Below are 15293 nucleotides of genomic sequence, written 5' to 3'. Positions count from 1 at the left end.
AGGACATCCCGGTGAACACGCACATCGACCTGCGGCCCGTCTCCGTGGAACAGCGCACCGAAGGCAGCGGACCCCGGGTCCTGCTGCTGCACGGCCTCGCCGCCGCCGACAGCGTCTGGGAACGCACCCTGCCGCTGCTGCCGGACACCTACCAGCTGTGGACCGCCCGGCTGCCCTGGCGCACCGAGACCATCGCCGACTGGGACGCGCAGCCCAACCTCCGCGGCTGGCTCGCCCAGGCGCTGGCGGCCGTGCCCGACGGACCCGAGGTGGTGGTCGCCCACTCCATGGCGGCCAACGTGCTGCTGGACCTGCTCGACCAGAAGCAGCGGGGCGGCGTCGACGCGCTGCGCCGGTTCGGCATCCGCGCCCTGGTGCTGGTGTCGCCCTTCTATCGCTCCGGCGCCGAGGAGTTCGACTGGAGCACCATCAGCTACTACCTCAACGACTTCCACCTGATCATGGAGGAAGGGATCCGCGCCCACTCCGGCGGCCGGTTCCCCGAGGACGTCCAGCGCGCCATGGCCCTGCGGGTGCGCGACCGGGTCGGTCCCTACGGATGGCTCCGCTTCTTCGACCTCTATCTGCGCACCCCCGCCCTGGACACCGGCCGCGTCACCGTGCCCACGCTGGTGCTGGCCGGGGAGACCGACTTCGCCGCCCGGCCCGAGGAGGGCCTGGCGCTCGCCGGCGCGCTCCCCGACGCCACGGCCCGCGTCCTGCCCGGCTGCGGGCACTTCCCGATGCTCGACGCGGCCGAGGACTTCGCCGCCGAGCTGAGCAGTTTCGTCCACTCGACCCTGAGCCTCCCGCTGCAGCGGGGAGCCGCCCCTCTCGACGCCCTGGAGCCCCAGCGATGACCCTCGTCACGGACACCGCCGTCAAGGCGCTGCTGACCACCGCCACCACCACGCAGGTGCGCCCCCGCTACGAGGGCTCCAACATCTGCACCTGGATCGGCTTCAAGCACGTCAACTACCTCGTCGAGGAAGCCGTCCTGGACCACTTCCGCCAGGCCGGACTGCCGGCCCGCGCCCTCTACGAGGAGCACGGCCTCGGCCTGGACCTGGTGTCCCTCGACACCCGCATCCTGCACGCCTTCCACATGGACGACGTCGCCGAGGCCGAGGTCGTGCCGTGGACCAAGGACGAGGACGCGACCATCGGGTTCAAGGTCACCATCCGGTTCGAGCGCGACGGCGAGATCCACAAGGCCGTCACGTCCAAGGTCCGCGTCTCGCTGCGCAGGGACACCTACCTGGAAGCGGCCGGTGAGGTGCCCGAGCCGCTCGCCCGGTTCGCCGTCGCCGTGCTCGGCGACGACCTGGAGCGCGAGCCGGGCGCCACCGCCCCGGCCGAGGAGGAGATCCTCGCCTCGCTCACCGCGGGACGCAACGCCTACGCCTGGAAGTGGAACATCCCCTACCCGTACTGCCACTTCACCGAGCGCATCCAGATGTCCGGCTACCTGCGGCTGATGGAGGAGGGCAAGGACCGCTTCGTCGCCGACCGCGGCATCTCCATCAAGACCCTGCTGGACGACCGCCGCTGGATCCCCGTCGTGCCCCGCTCCGACATCCGCGTCCTCGGCGAGGCGCTGATGGAGGAGGACCTGTACACCGTCTACACGGTGGAGGAGGTCTTCAAGGACTTCACCTACACCTCCCGCATGGACTGGTACGTGCTGCGCGACGGCGAGCTGGTGAAGACCGCCACCGGGCGCATCGTGCACGGCTACGCCCGGATCGAGAACCGCCGCGACTGGAAGCTGGTCACCTTCGACCAGCACGTCCTCGACGCCCTGAACGGCAAGGCGCCCGGGGCGTGACGGAGGACTGGGAGAGCGGCACGCCACGGCTGCTGCTCGTCGAGAGCCAGGCCGGCGCCGCCGGGGACACGGGTTTCCGGCGCGACGCGGTCACCCAGGTGCTCACCGGGCAGTCCGCCCTGCTCTTCCTGGTGCAGGACGGCGTCGTGCTCGCGGTGCCGGGCAGCGACGCCGACCTGGACCGGTTCCAGAAGGAGGGCGGCGTCCTCGCGGCCGACAGCTTCTCGCTGGCCCAGCACGGGCTGGACACCGCGACCCTGCGGCCCGAGCTGCGCGTGGTCGGCATGGACGTGGTGGCGGGGTGGATCCTCGATCCGGCGGTCCGGGTGGTGTGGCACTAGGTGGCCAGGCAGATTCCGCACACCGATGTGCTCATCACCCTCATGGGCGCGCCCCACGCCTCGGACCAGGTCACCAGCGCCCTGCGGCTCACCCAGGCCCTGCTGGAGCGCGACGCCACCGTCCAGGTGTGGACCTGCGGGTACGCCACGCTGCTGACCCAGCGGGCCCAGGGTCCCGACAAGCCGCGCAACCTCGCCGAGTGGAACCGGACGTACCGCTCCCTGCCGGGTCTGGCCGGGGAACTGCTCGACGCGTTCCCCGACCGCCTGCACTGGTACGGCTGCCGCTTCTGCAGCGACGACCGGGGCGTGGCCGAGCACCTGCCGGCGGTGGTGCTCCGGCCGCCCGCCGGGTACGCCGCCAATGTCGCCGCCGCCGGCAAGACCCTGCTGATCGGGGTGATCTGATGCCGCATCAGCAACGTGTACTGGCCATCGTGGAGCGTGGGTACCGGGGCGCCCTGGACAAGCAGTTCTTCGACGAGCTCTACCTCGCCACCGAACTGCACCGCCAGCTCGGCGGCCTGGACATCCTGCTGCGCGGTAAGGCCGTCGGCTACGCCCTGGACGCCGACCCGCCGCCGCCCCTGCGCATCGGCAACCTCACCGTCGACACCCTCACCGACCCCCGCAAGGGGCTCCGCTCGCTGCTCGACGCGGGCGTCGGCGTCTGGGTGGAGCGGCCCGCGCTCGCCGCGCTCCACTCGCCCCGGCCGCCGCTCGCCGGCATCCGACTCGCCGGGGAGGGCGAGGTGGCGGCGCGCTGGGGCGAGTACCGGATGGTCTTCTTCCTCTGAACTCCCCCGAAACACACCCGCATTCCCGTGAACGGAAGGAACTCGTGACGGTCATGACCACCCTCACCCAGGGCAGGGACACCGGTACCGGCACCGGCACCGGACGCCCGGTGATCACCGCATGGTCGGCCGTGTCGCCGTACGGCATCGGCCGGGGCGCGTACGCCGAGGGCCTGCGCGAGCGGCGCGGCACCGTCACCGGCCTCGGCCCCGAGCACGGCCCCACCCCCGACGGCGTCGGCTGCGTCGTGCCCGGCTTCGGCGTACGCGAGGTGCTCGGCAGGAAGGGCACCCGCTCCATGGACCGGGTCACCGGACTCGCGGTCACCGCCGCCGGCGCGCTGCTGGACGACGCCGAGCGCAACCGTGCCGTGGGCACCGGCGAGGGCGCCGCCTTCGCGCTCGGCACCACCACCGGCAGCGCCCAGTCGATGATGGACTTCACCCGCGACTCGCTCACCGGAGACCAGCCGTTCTTCGTCGACCCGGCGCGCTTCCCCAACACCGTGATGAACTGCGCGGCCGGCCAGAGCGCCATCTGGTACCGGCTCAAGGGCCCCAACGCGACCATCGCCGGCGGCCGCACGGCCGGGCTGCACGCGCTCAACTACGCCCGTCGGCTGCTCGGTTCGGGCCGCGCCCGCACCGTGCTGTGCGGCGCCGCCGAGGAGTTCTCGCCCGCCCGCGCCTGGCTGGAGCACCACTGCGCGGACGGCACGGCCGCCGCCCCGCCGCTCGGCGAGGGCTGCGCGATGCTCCTCGTCGAGCCGCACGCGCCCGACGACCCCGGACAGCCCGTCCTCGCCGAGGTCCTCGCCGTCGAACTCGGCGTCGTCCTGCACGGCGACACCCGCCCCGCCCTCGTCGCCTGCCTGCGCTCGGCGCTGCGCCGGGCCGGCGTCGCACCGGACCGGGTGACCGCCGTCGCCCGCTCCGGCGCCCCCGGCCGTGAGGGCCGCGGCGAGGCGGAGGCGGTGCGCGAGGTGCTGGGCGCGGCGGACGCCGCCGACGTGACGCCGACCACCCTGATCGGCGACACCGGCGCCGCGGCCGCCGCGTTCCAGGCCGCCGCCCTCCTGTCGTACGCCGCGGACCGGCCCGCCGGACCGGTCGGCCGGGTCGGCGTGATCACCTCCGTGGACCGCAGCGGCAGCGTCGGCTGCGCGCTGCTCGGCCTGCGCTGAGCGCCGGGCCCGCCCCCGGGCCTCTCCCCGCCCCCGAATCCCTCCCCTCACCACCCCTCCCCGCATTCCGAGCTGCCGAAAGGACCCGATCGTGCTGGACAAGGAAGAACTGCGTGCCCTCGTGGCGCAGGTGCTCGACGTCGACGTCAGCGAGGTGACCGACGACGCCCGGTTCGTCGACGACCTGGAGGTCGACTCCCTGATGGCCCTGGAGGTCGTCGTGATCCTGGAGAAGAAGTACGGCATCCGGCTGCCGGAGTCCGACCTCAAGCGGATCGTCACCCTGCAGAGCGCCTACGAGCTGCTGCTCGGCAAGCTCGACCCGGCGCGGGTGGCCTGATGACCGCCGCGAGCCCGCTCGCGGCCCGCGTCGAAGTGCTGCCCGCCGAAGGGGAGTTCAGCACCGCAGCCCGCTTCACGGTGGACCCCGCCGAGACCGTGCTGCCCGGCCACTACCCGGGCTTCCCGATCTTCCCGGGGGTCTGCCTGGTGGAGTGCACCCATCAGGGTGCCGTGGCGACCGCGCCGGACGGGGCCAAGGGCGCCGCGCTGGCCGCCGTGGAGTCGGCCCGGTTCACCGGACCGGTCTTCCCCGGCGACCGGGTGGACATCGCCATGGCCTGGAAGCGGACCCCGGCCGGCGACTGGCAGTGCCGGGCCAGGCTGGGCACCGCCCGCGGTGCCGCCGCCTCCGTGCGGCTCCGCTACACCCCGCGGCCGGCCGGGGAGGCGGCGGCATGACGGGCCAGCGCGAGATCCGGGCCCGGCTGCCGCACCGCTTCCCGATGCTGCTCGTGGACCGGCTCGTCGACGTCGTACCCGGCGAGCGGCTGGTCGCGCTGAAGGCGGTCACCTGCAACGAGCCCTGGTACGAGAAGCTCGGCCCGGACACCCCCGCCGAGGACTTCGCCTACCCGCCGGCCCTGCTCGTGGAGTCCTGGTGCCAGGCCGCCGGGGTCCTCGCCACCTGGGACGCCCCCAACCCGGACGTGCTGACCGGGCAGGTGATGCTCTTCGGCGGCATGACCGGCGTCGCCTTCCACCGCCCGGTGCTGCCGGGCGAGGTGCTGGAGCACCGTGTACGGCTCGACCGCCGGGTCGACGACACCGTGCTGTTCGAGGGCGAGAGCCGGTCCGCGGGCGAGCCGGTGATGAGCGTGGAGCGCGTCGTCATGGCCTTCCGCCCGGCCTCCGCCCTGCGCCCGGCGTCCCCTCCGGGCCCCGCCGCCCTGACGCACCCCGCACGCACACCCACGAAAGAGAGACCATGACTGACAGCACACGCCGGGTGGCGCTGGTCACCGGCGGGTCGCGCGGCATCGGCCGGGCCACCGTCCGCGCGCTCGCCCGCGACGGCTTCGACGTCGCCTTCTGCTACCGCTCGGACGACGTCTCGGCCCGCACCCTGGAGAAGGCCGGCGACGAGTTCGGCGCACGGATCACCGGCACCCGCGTCGACGTGGCCGACGCCGCCTCCGTACGCGCCTGGATCGAGACGACCGAGGAGCGCCTCGGCCCGATCGACGCGGCCGTCACGGCCGCCGGCATCACCCGCGACAACCCGCTGGTCCTCATGGAGGACGAGCAGTGGCGGCAGGTCATCGAGACCAACCTGGACGGCGTCTACCACGTCTGCCGGGCGGTCGTCTTCGGCATGATGAAGCGCCGCCGGGGAGCCATCGTCAACCTCTCCTCGGTCGCCGGCGTCCACGGCCACGGCACCCAGACCAACTACTCGGCGTCGAAGGCCGGGATCATCGGCTTCTCCCGTGCCCTGGCCAAGGAGACCGGGCGGTCCGGGATCCGGGTCAACGCGGTCGCCCCCGGCTTCATCGACACCGACATGGTCGCGGCGATGAACGACCAGGCCCGCAAGGAGGCCCTCGCCGCCATCCCGCTGCGCCGCATGGGCACCGCCGAGGAGGTCGCCGACCTGGTCGCCTACCTGGTGTCGGACCGGGGCGCCTACATCACCGGCGCCGTGCTCCAGATCGACGGCGGCATCACCCTCTGAGGCCCGCCCCCGCCGCCGTCAGGCGGTCCGGCCCCCGGCCCCCGGCCGGCGGGCCTCCCGAACCACCCGAGCACAACCGACCGTTGGAGGCGGTGATGGCACGACGCGGACCGCGCTGGTACTTCTCCTTCCGCAGCCCCTACTCCTGGATGGCCTACCGGGACCTGCTGGACCGCTACCCGGACGTGGCCGGACAGATCGAGTGGCTGCCCTTCTGGGAGCCCGACCAGCCGGCCCTGGACGAACTCGAGCGCAGCAACGTCCGGCTGCCGTACGTCGCGATGTCCAAGGAGAAGCACCTCTACATCCTCCAGGACGTGCGCCGCCTCGCCCGCGCCCGCGAACTGGAGATGGTGTGGCCGGTGGACACCGCGCCGCGCTGGGAGGTCTCCCACCTCGCCTATCTGGCCGCCGAACGGCTGGGCGCGGGGCCGGAGTTCATCGCCGCCACCTACCGCGCGCGCTGGGAGCTCGGCGAGGACATCTCCGACCCGCGGACCATGGCCCGGATCGGCCGGGACATCGGCATCGACCCCGGTGCGCTGGAGGGCGCGCACGACGATCCCGCGGTGCGGGAGAAGGGCCTTCAGGCGCTGAATTCGCTGCACCGGGACGGAGTGTTCGGCGTTCCCTTCTTCATCGTCGGATTCGACAAGTTCTGGGGAGTCGACCGGCTGCCCCAATTCGCGGAATCGGTGCGGGCGAAAGTCGCCACGTGACCGGCGTACGACCACCGAACAAGACGTACGACCACCGCACAAAGAGAAGCAGCGATCGCAGAGAAAGGCGACCTGAATCATGGCCACCAATCCCTTCGAGGACGACACCGCGGACTACTTCGTCCTCGTGAACGACGAGGGCCAGTACTCCCTGTGGCCCGCATTCGCCGAGGTGCCGGCGGGCTGGACCGTGCGGCACGGTGCGGCGGGCCGGCAGGAGTGCCTCGACCACATCAACGAGCACTGGACGGACATGCGTCCGGCCGGACTGGTCCGCGCCATGGGCGGCTGACCGGGACGGAAGGACGCGGCCGCGGGCCGCGGGGGAGCGGGCGTTGGCAGTTATCTGCAACGCCCGCTTCGCGTGTGCGGGAGCGGTTGGCAGGTTGATGCAGTGGGCGTTGTCGGTGAATTCCGGCGGATGCGAGAGTTTCAGCGGTTCCCCGGAACTGCTGATCGAGGTTGTTCACCGAAGTTGTCTGCTAGGGGTGGATGGGAATGCTTGGAGACGGCATATCGCTGACCGCGGCCCAGGCCGGAATCTGGTTCGCGCAGCAGCTGGACCCGCAGAACCCGATCTACAACGCGGCCGAATACCTCGACATCCGGGGAGACATCGACGCCGAAATCCTCGAAAGGGCGCTGCGCGTCCTGGTCGGGGAGGCCGAGGCGCTGCGGATGCGCGTCGTCGAGGACGGCGAGGGCCTGTGGCAGGTCGCCGACCCCGACCCGGAGTGGACGCTGGAGCGGCTGGACCTGAGGGGCGAGGAGGACCCGGAGGCGGCGGCCGAGGAGTGGATGCGCTCGGTCCTCGCGGAGCCCGTCGACCCGCGCCACGACCTGCTGTTCCGGTTCGCCCTGCTGCGCGTGGCCGCCGACCGCTGCTTCTGGTTCTACCGCTACCACCACGTCACCGTGGACGGCTTCGCCGTCGCCCTGCTCGCCCGCCGGGCCGCCGACCTCTACACCGCGCTCGCCGCGGGCGAGGAGCCGCCGGCCGGCGGGTTCGGCCCGGTCGCCGAGCTGGTCGCCGCGGACACCGAGTACCGGGCATCCGAACGCTTCACCGCCGACCGGGAGTTCTGGCGGGACCGGCTGGCCGGCTGCCCCGAGCCGGTGGGCCTGTCCGACCGCACCCCGGTCATGGCGCACGGCCTGGTCCGCCGCACCTCGTTCCTGCCCCGGGAGAGCCTGGAGCGGCTGCGGGACACCGCCCGCGAGGTCGGCGTCACCTGGCCGGCGACGATGATGACCGCCGCGGCCCTCTATCTCCAGCGGTCCACGGGAGCCGACGAGGTGGTCCTCGGCGTCCCCGTCTCCTGCCGCCTCGGCCGGGCCGCCCGCTCCGTACCGGGCATGGTCTCCAACGTGGTGCCGCTGCGGGTGCCCGTCACCCAGGACACGACCCTGTCCGAGCTGCTCCACAGGCTCTCGGCGGAGCTGCGGGCCGTGATGAAGCACCAGCACTACCGGTACGAGGACCTGGTCCGCGACCGCAACCTGCTGGGCGGCGGCGGACGGCTGACCGGCCCCGAGATCAACATCATGATGTTCGACTACGGCCTGGCCTTCGGCGACGCCCCCGCGATGGTGCGCAACCTCTCCATCGGCCCCTCCGACGACCTGTCCCTGATCGTCTACGAGCGTTCCGACGGCCGCGGCCTCCAGGTCGACTTCGACGCCAACCCCGCCCTCTACACCGGCGAGGAGATCGCCGCCCACCAGCGGCGCTTCATCGGCTTCCTGGACCGGCTGGCGACCGCCGCCCCCGACACCCCGGTCGGGCACCTCGACCTCCTGGACGCCCCCGAGCGCGCCCTGGTGCTCCGCGGCCACAACGACACCGCGCACCCCGTGCCGGACACCACCCTGACCACGCTCCTCGAACAGCAGGCCCGGCGCACCCCCCACGCGGAGGCGCTGCGCTTCGAGGGCAGCTCCCTGACCTACCGCGACCTGCACGCCCGCGCCGACCGGCTCGCCCACGTGCTGCGGTCGAACGGCGTCGGCCCGGAGAGCCTCGTGGCGCTCGCCGTGCCCCGCTCCGAGCACCTGGTGACCGGCCTGCTCGCGGTGCTCAAGGCGGGCGCCGCCTACCTGCCCGTGGACCCCGACTACCCGGCCGAACGCGTCCGCTTCATGGTCGCCGACGCCCGGCCCGCGCTGCTGCTCACCACCGCCCGGACGGCCGCACGGCTGCCGGACGACCTGTCCGTGCCCACGCTCGTCCTGGACACCGACGACACGGCGGCCCGGCTGCGCACCCAGCCCGGCACCCCGCCCGCCGGCCCGGCCCCCGACGGGGACCACCCGGCGTACGTCATCTACACCTCGGGCTCCACCGGCCGCCCCAAGGGCGCCGTCGTCCCCCACCGTGCCATCGTCAACCGGCTGCTGTGGATGCAGCACCGGTACGGGCTCGGCGCCGACGACCGCGTCCTGCAGAAGACCCCGTCCGGGTTCGACGTGTCCGTCTGGGAGTTCTTCTGGCCGCTGATCACCGGCGCCACGCTCGTCGTAGCCCGTCCCGAGGGCCACAAGGACCCCCAGTACCTGGCCGCGCTGATCCGCGACGAGCGGGTCACCACCGCGCACTTCGTGCCGTCCATGCTCCAGGTCTTCGTCCAGGAGCCGGCCGCCGCCCGCTGCACCGGACTGCGCCGGGTGATCTGCAGCGGCGAGGCGCTCCCCGGCGAACTGCAGAACCAGTTCTTCCGCGTCCTGCCGCGCGTCGGCCTCTACAACCTGTACGGGCCGACCGAGGCCGCGGTCGACGTCACCTGCTGGGAGTGCGCCCCCGCGGACGGACCCGTGCCGATCGGCCGGCCCGTCTGGAACACCCGCACCTACGTCCTCGACGCGGCCCTGCGCCCGGCCGCGCCCGGCACGCCCGGCGAGCTCTACCTCGCCGGTGTCCAGCTCGCCCGCGGCTACCTCGGCCGGCCGGGACTGACCGCCGGGCGGTTCGTCGCCGACCCGTACGGCCCGCCGGGATCCCGGATGTACCGCACCGGAGACCTCGCCCGCTGGTCCGACGACGGCGCCCTCGTCTACCTCGGCCGCACCGACGACCAGGTCAAGGTCCGCGGCCTGCGCATCGAACTCGGCGAGATCGAGGCCGCCCTCACCCGGCACCCCGGTGTCCGCCAGGCCGCCGTGGTGACCCGCGAGGACCAGCCGGGCGACCAGCGGATCGTCGCCTACGTCGTTCCCGCCGACGGAATCGGCACCGGGACCGGCGACACCGGCGCCGGTCCCGAGGCCGACGAACTCCGTCGCCAACTGGCCCGGGAACTGCCCGAGTTCATGGTTCCCACCGCCTTCGTCGGCCTGCCCGAACTGCCCGTCACCCCCAACGGCAAGCTGGACCGGCGGGCGCTGCCCGCCCCCGACCGCACGGCCGCCGCCGGCGGACGCGCCCCCGGCAGCCCGCGCGAGGAGATGGTCTGCCGGCTCTTCGCCGACGTGCTCGGACTGCCCCGGATCGGCATGGACGACAACTTCTTCACCCTCGGCGGCCACTCCCTGCTCGCCACCCGCCTCGTCTCCCGCGTCCGCGCCACCTTCGGCGCCGAACTCACCATCCGCAGCATCTTCGAGGCGCCCACCCCGGCCCTCCTCGCGGCCAGGATCGCGGGCGGCGACCGGGACGAGGACCCGCTCGACGTGGTCCTGCCGCTGCGCCCGCACGGCACCCGCCCCGCCGTGTTCTGCGTGCACCCGGCCGGCGGCCTCGGCTGGTGCTACGCCGGACTCATCCGCCACCTCGACCAGGACGTGCCCGTGTACGCCCTCCAGGCCCGCGGCCTGGACGGAACCGGGCCGCTGCCGGCCTCCTTCCACGAGATGGCCGCCGACTACATCGAGCAGATCCGCCGGATCCAGCCGCACGGCCCCTACCATCTGCTCGGCTACTCCTCCGGCGGCATCGCCGCCCACGTCATCGCCTGCGCGCTGCAACAGGCCGGCGAGGAGGTCGGACTCCTCGCCATCCTCGACACCTACCCCGGGCAGACCCTCGCCGAGCTGGGCGAACAGGAGATCCTCGCCGACCTGCTGCGCTGGGTCGGCTACGACCGCCGCTACCTCGGCCGCAAGCCGCTCAGGCACGACAAGGTCATCGGGATCCTGCGCAAGCTCGGCAGCTCCCTGGCCAGCCTGGAACCCCACCACATCGAGGCCATCGGCCGGGTGTACGCCAACGGGCGTGACCTGGTCCACGAGTTCGTGCCCGACCGCTTCGACGGGGACGTCACGGTCCTCGTCGCCTCGCTCGACAAGGTCGACATCTCCCCGACCCCCGAGACCTGGCGCCCGTACGTGAGCGGCGACATCACCGCGCACCACCTGGAACGCAGCCACAACGACCTCATGAAGCCCGCCGCCCTGGCCGAGATCGGCCGGATCCTCGCGGCCGAGCTGCGGCACACCGACCGGCGCACCGACACCGCGGTCCCCGCCCCGTCCCCGGCCGGCGTATGACCGGCGACCGCGCAACCGACAGCCATTCAAGGGTGGTCAACACGATGAACGACACCGTGGGCGCCGTGCCGGACGCCGACCCGACGGAGCTGATCGAGGCCCAGGCCGCCCGCACCCCGCACGCCACCGCGGTGGTCTTCGAGGGGCGGCGGCTCACGTACGCCGAACTCAACGCCCGCGCCAACCGGCTGGCCCGGGTCCTCGTGGCGCGCGGCGCCGGGCCGGAGGGCCTGGTCGCCCTCACCCTGCCGCGCTCCCTCGAACTGCCCGTAGCGCTGCTGGCGGTGCTCAAGTCCGGCGCCGGGTACATACCGCTCGACCCCGACTACCCGGCTGACCGCGTCCGCTACATCCTCGACGACGCCCGCCCCGCCCTGCACCTCGACGCCGCACGGCTCGCCCAGGCCGAGGCCGAGGGCACCCGTCTCGCGGACGACGACCTCACCGACGCCGACCGCCTCGCCCCGCTCCGGCCCGCCCACCCGGCGTACACGATCTACACCTCGGGCTCCACCGGCCGGCCCAAGGGGGTGCTGATCACCCGCCGCAACCTGCTCAACTTCCTTTCCTTCATGGCCGACCGCTTCCCCATGACCGGCCGGGACCGGCTGCTCGCGGTGACCACGGTCGCCTTCGACATCGCCGTCGTGGAGATGTACCTGCCGCTCCTGACCGGAGCCGCGGTGGTGATCGCCCCCCGGGAGACCGTCGTCGACCCCGCCCGGCTCGGCGCGCTCGCCACCGCGAGCGGCGCCACCGTCCTCCAGGCGACCCCCTCGCTGTGGCAGGCCCTGACGGCCGAACGGCCCGACGCCGTACGGGGACTGCGGATGCTGGTCGGCGGGGAGGCCCTGCCGCCCTCGCTCGCCTCCGCGATGACCGCGCTCGGCGCCGAGGTCACCAACCTGTACGGGCCCACCGAGACCACCGTCTGGTCCACCTCCCTGCGGATCGAGGACGCCGCCCAGCTGCCCGGCATCGGCGGCCCGATCTGGAACACCTCCCTCTACGTCCTCGACGACCGGCTGCGCCCGAGCGAGGAGGGCGAGCTGTACCTCGGCGGCGAGGGCCTGGCCCGCGGCTACCGGAACCGGCCGGGACTGACCGCCGAACGGTTCGTCGCCGACCCCTTCGGAGCGCCCGGCGCCCGCATGTACCGCACCGGCGACCTCGCCCGCCGCCGCGCCGACGGTGGTGTGGACTACCTCGGCCGCGTCGACCACCAGGTCAAGATCCGCGGCTTCCGGATCGAGCTCGGCGAGATCGAGTCCGTCCTCGCCGCGCACCCGGAGGTCGCCCAGGCCGCCGTGGTCGCCCGCGAGGACCGCCCCGGCTCCCCGCTGCTCGCCGCGTACGTCGTCCCGTCCGCCCACGCCCGCGCCACCGGCGGCCCCGGCCCCGCCGCCCTACGTGAACTGGCCGCCCGGACCCTGCCCGACTACATGGTCCCGGCCGCCTTCGTCGCCCTCGACGCGCTGCCGCTCACCCCCAACGGCAAGCTGGACCGCAAGGCCCTGCCCGCCCCCGACTTCTCCTCCGCCGGCACGGGACGGGCGCCCCGCACACCGCACGAGGAGCTGCTCGCCGGGCTCTTCGCCGAGGTGCTCGCGCTGTCCTCGGCCGGCATCGACGACGACTTCTTCCACCTCGGCGGGCACTCCCTGCTCGCCACCCGCCTGGTCGGCCGGATCCGCTCCGCCCTCGGCGTCGAACTCCCCGTCCGCGCCGTCTTCGAGGCGCCCACCGTGGCCGCGCTCGCCGAACGCCTCGGCGACGCGGACACCGCGCGGCCCGCGGTGCGCCCCGCCGTCCGCCCCCACCGGGTCCCGCTGTCCTCCGCCCAGCTCCGCCTGTGGTTCCTCGACCGGCTGGAGAACGGAAGCGCCGCCTACCACCTGCCCTACGCCCTGCGTCTGCGGGGTGGGGTGGATCGTGAGGCGTTGCGGGCGGCGCTGGGTGATGTGGTGGCGCGGCACGAGAGTCTGCGGACGGTGTTCCCGGAGGAGGGGGGTGTGCCGTGGCAGGAGGTGCTGCCCGCCGGTGAGGTGGGGTTGGAGTTGCCGGTGGTGGAGGTTGCTGCCGGTGGGCTGGAGGCGGCGTTGGCGGCTGCGGTGGCGGGTGGTTTCGATCTGGGGTCCGGGTTGCCGGTGCGGGCGGAGTTGTTCGTGCTGGGTGCCGAGGATCAGGTGCTGCTGCTGACGGTGCATCACATTGCTGCTGATGGGTGGTCGCTGGTTCCGCTGGGTCGGGATCTGGCGGTGGCGTACGAGGCGCGGTCGGCGGGGCGGCGGCCTCAGTGGTCGGCGCCGCTGCCGGTGCAGTACGGGGATTACAGCTTGTGGCAGCGGGAGCTGCTGGGGGAGGAGGGTGACGAAGCGAGCCTGGTCTCGCAGCAGTTGGAGTTCTGGAGGGCTGCTCTGGCGGGTGCTCCGGATCTGCTGGAGCTGCCGACCGACCGTCCCCGTCCCGCCGTGGCCGGCCACCGCGGAGCCACCCACGCCTTCGAGATCCCGGCCGAACTGGGCCTGCGGCTCCGGCGCACGGCCGAGGACTCCCGGGCGACGTTGTTCATGGTGTTGCAGGCGGGTCTGGCCGCGTTGTTGTCGCGGTTGGGTGCGGGTGAGGACATTCCGCTGGGGGGTGCGATCGCGGGGCGTCAGGACGAGGCGCTGGACGATCTGGTCGGGTTCTTCGTGAACACGCTGGTGCTGCGCACGGATGTGTCGGGGGACCCGAGTTTCCGTGAACTGCTGGGCCGGGTGCGGGAGTGGGATCTGGCTGCGTACGCGCATCAGGACGTGCCGTTCGAGCGGGTGGTGGACGCGGTCGCGCCGGACCGTTCCCAGGCGCGGCATCCCCTGTTCCAGGTGATGCTGGTGCTGCAGAACACGGCCGCCGCCGAACTCCGCCTCCCCGGAGTGCACACGGAGATGCGCCGCGTCGACACCGGAGCGGCGAAGTTCGACCTCGCCTTCGAGCTGACCGAGCACCAGGACGGAGCCGTCGCCGGCCTCCTGGAGTACGCCACCGACCTCTTCGACGCCGAGACCGTCGCGGGCCTCGCCGCCCGCCTCGTCCGGCTTCTGGACGCCCTGACCGCAGCCCCCGACGCATCCATCGGCTCGCACGACGTGCTCGACCCCGCGGAACGCCGTCAGGTGCTGGGGGAGTGGAGCGGCGATGCCCGCGAAATCGGGCAGCCGACCGTGCCGGAGCTGTTCGCGCGCCGGGTGGCGGCGGATCCGCAGGCGCCCGCGGTGATCTCCGGTGCGGGGACGTTGTCGGCGGCCGAACTGGACGTTCGGGCCGACCGGTTGGCGTATGAGCTGCGGGCGCGTGGGATCGGTGCGGAGTCGCTGGTGGCGCTGGCGCTGCCGCGGTCCACCGAGGAGCTGGTGGTGGCCGTGGTGGCGGTGTGGAAGGCGGGCGGCGCGTATCTGCCGGTGGATCCCGCCTATCCGGAGGAGCGCATCGCGTACATGCTCGACGACGCACGCCCCGCGCTGGTCCTGGCGACCACCGAGACCGCCGGACGGCTGCCGCAGGGGACGCGTCCTCTGCTGCTCGATTCCCTGGAGCGGGCAGACCTCCCGGACACCGTACCCGCACAAGCGACACGCGTCCGGCCGGAGCATCCGGCCTACGTCATCTACACCTCGGGTTCGACGGGGCGTCCCAAGGGGGTCGTGGTCTCCCATGGGGGTGTGGCGAGTCTGCTGGCCACGCAGGCGGAGCGGCTGGGGGTGGGGCCGGGCAGCCGGGTGCTGCAGTTCGCGTCGCCGAGTTTCGACGCGACGTTCTGGGAGCTGTGCATGGGCCTGCTCTCCGGGGCCGCGGTCGTGGTGGCGGGAGCGGACGGCCTCCAGCCGGGCGAACCGCTGGCTGAGACTTTGAAGGCCCACCGGGTCACGCATGCGACGCTGCCGCC

General features: G+C 73.1%; 14 protein-coding genes. All 14 read left to right on the top strand.

All coding sequences use genetic code 11. The annotated features are described in order from the left end of the window. Nucleotides 1–11 precede the first annotated feature (11 nt). Nucleotides 12–860 (top strand): alpha/beta fold hydrolase, encoded by an 849-nt coding sequence (locus ACIQ9G_RS31760; protein ID WP_403616505.1) that lies wholly within the window; start codon nucleotides 12–14, stop codon nucleotides 858–860. Next, a complete protein-coding gene (locus ACIQ9G_RS31755) occupies nucleotides 857–1828 on the top strand; it encodes a hypothetical protein (RefSeq protein ID WP_403616503.1) in 972 nt (323 codons plus the stop codon). The genes ACIQ9G_RS31760 and ACIQ9G_RS31755 overlap by 4 nt, the downstream gene beginning before the upstream one ends. Beyond that, nucleotides 1825–2169: a hypothetical protein gene (locus tag ACIQ9G_RS31750; RefSeq protein ID WP_356194297.1), complete on the top strand. Its 345-nt coding sequence runs from the start codon at nucleotides 1825–1827 to the stop codon at nucleotides 2167–2169. The genes ACIQ9G_RS31755 and ACIQ9G_RS31750 overlap by 4 nt, the downstream gene beginning before the upstream one ends. Beyond that, on the top strand, nucleotides 2170–2577 hold the full coding sequence (locus tag ACIQ9G_RS31745; protein WP_403616500.1) for a hypothetical protein: 408 nt from the start codon (nucleotides 2170–2172) through the stop codon (nucleotides 2575–2577). It abuts the gene before it with no gap. Beyond that, on the top strand, nucleotides 2577–2966 hold the full coding sequence (locus tag ACIQ9G_RS31740; RefSeq protein ID WP_403616498.1) for a hypothetical protein: 390 nt from the start codon (nucleotides 2577–2579) through the stop codon (nucleotides 2964–2966). Before ACIQ9G_RS31745 ends, ACIQ9G_RS31740 begins: the two co-directional genes overlap by 1 nt. A 53-nt stretch (nucleotides 2967–3019) precedes the next feature. Further along, nucleotides 3020–4150 (top strand): beta-ketoacyl synthase N-terminal-like domain-containing protein, encoded by a 1131-nt coding sequence (locus tag ACIQ9G_RS31735; RefSeq protein ID WP_403616496.1) that lies wholly within the window; start codon nucleotides 3020–3022, stop codon nucleotides 4148–4150. Nucleotides 4151–4241: 91 nt separating this feature from the next. Further along, nucleotides 4242–4490: an acyl carrier protein gene (locus tag ACIQ9G_RS31730; RefSeq protein ID WP_403616493.1), complete on the top strand. Its 249-nt coding sequence runs from the start codon at nucleotides 4242–4244 to the stop codon at nucleotides 4488–4490. Then, the gene (locus ACIQ9G_RS31725; protein WP_403616490.1) at nucleotides 4490–4891 is read left to right on the top strand and encodes a 3-hydroxyacyl-ACP dehydratase FabZ family protein; all 402 of its coding nucleotides are present in this window, start codon (nucleotides 4490–4492) and stop codon (nucleotides 4889–4891) included. Before ACIQ9G_RS31730 ends, ACIQ9G_RS31725 begins: the two co-directional genes overlap by 1 nt. After that, on the top strand, nucleotides 4888–5421 hold the full coding sequence (locus ACIQ9G_RS31720; protein ID WP_403616488.1) for a 3-hydroxyacyl-ACP dehydratase FabZ family protein: 534 nt from the start codon (nucleotides 4888–4890) through the stop codon (nucleotides 5419–5421). Before ACIQ9G_RS31725 ends, ACIQ9G_RS31720 begins: the two co-directional genes overlap by 4 nt. Next, nucleotides 5418–6164 carry a 3-oxoacyl-[acyl-carrier-protein] reductase gene (gene fabG, locus ACIQ9G_RS31715; protein WP_403616485.1) on the top strand — a complete coding sequence of 249 codons (747 nt, stop codon included), beginning with the start codon at nucleotides 5418–5420 and terminating at the stop codon, nucleotides 6162–6164. The genes ACIQ9G_RS31720 and fabG overlap by 4 nt, the downstream gene beginning before the upstream one ends. Before the next feature lie 95 nt (nucleotides 6165–6259). After that, the gene (locus ACIQ9G_RS31710) at nucleotides 6260–6883 is read left to right on the top strand and encodes a 2-hydroxychromene-2-carboxylate isomerase (RefSeq protein ID WP_403616482.1); all 624 of its coding nucleotides are present in this window, start codon (nucleotides 6260–6262) and stop codon (nucleotides 6881–6883) included. A 79-nt stretch (nucleotides 6884–6962) separates the two neighbouring features. Continuing rightward, complete coding sequence (locus ACIQ9G_RS31705; RefSeq protein ID WP_403616480.1) at nucleotides 6963–7175, top strand: MbtH family protein; 213 nt, start codon at nucleotides 6963–6965, stop codon at nucleotides 7173–7175. Nucleotides 7176–7375: 200 nt separating this feature from the next. Further along, the gene (locus tag ACIQ9G_RS31700; protein WP_403616478.1) at nucleotides 7376–11365 is read left to right on the top strand and encodes an amino acid adenylation domain-containing protein; all 3990 of its coding nucleotides are present in this window, start codon (nucleotides 7376–7378) and stop codon (nucleotides 11363–11365) included. A gap of 44 nt (nucleotides 11366–11409) precedes the next feature. Further along, the coding region (locus ACIQ9G_RS31695; RefSeq protein WP_403616475.1) for an amino acid adenylation domain-containing protein at nucleotides 11410–15293 on the top strand (3884 nt) is incomplete at its 3' end.

The sequence above is a fragment of the Streptomyces sp. NPDC096152 genome, assembly GCF_044763235.1.
GTDB lineage: Bacteria > Actinomycetota > Actinomycetes > Streptomycetales > Streptomycetaceae > Streptomyces.
Note: the sequence above shows the minus strand (reverse complement) of the source record. Positions and strands in the feature narration are given on the sequence as shown.

Excerpts from the sequence above, each read along its gene's own strand:
- ACIQ9G_RS31700 (WP_403616478.1), top strand. The coding sequence starts at position 7,376 with ATGGGAATGCTTGGAGACGGCATATCGCTGACCGCGGCCCAGGCCGGA.
- ACIQ9G_RS31705 (WP_403616480.1), top strand. The coding sequence starts at position 6,963 with ATGGCCACCAATCCCTTCGAGGACGACACCGCGGACTACTTCGTCCTC.
- ACIQ9G_RS31725 (WP_403616490.1), top strand. The coding sequence starts at position 4,490 with ATGACCGCCGCGAGCCCGCTCGCGGCCCGCGTCGAAGTGCTGCCCGCC.
- ACIQ9G_RS31735 (WP_403616496.1), top strand. The coding sequence starts at position 3,020 with ATGACCACCCTCACCCAGGGCAGGGACACCGGTACCGGCACCGGCACC.
- ACIQ9G_RS31710 (WP_403616482.1), top strand. The coding sequence starts at position 6,260 with ATGGCACGACGCGGACCGCGCTGGTACTTCTCCTTCCGCAGCCCCTAC.
- ACIQ9G_RS31740 (WP_403616498.1), top strand. The coding sequence starts at position 2,577 with ATGCCGCATCAGCAACGTGTACTGGCCATCGTGGAGCGTGGGTACCGG.
- ACIQ9G_RS31755 (WP_403616503.1), top strand. The coding sequence starts at position 857 with ATGACCCTCGTCACGGACACCGCCGTCAAGGCGCTGCTGACCACCGCC.
- fabG (WP_403616485.1), top strand. The coding sequence starts at position 5,418 with ATGACTGACAGCACACGCCGGGTGGCGCTGGTCACCGGCGGGTCGCGC.
- ACIQ9G_RS31720 (WP_403616488.1), top strand. The coding sequence starts at position 4,888 with ATGACGGGCCAGCGCGAGATCCGGGCCCGGCTGCCGCACCGCTTCCCG.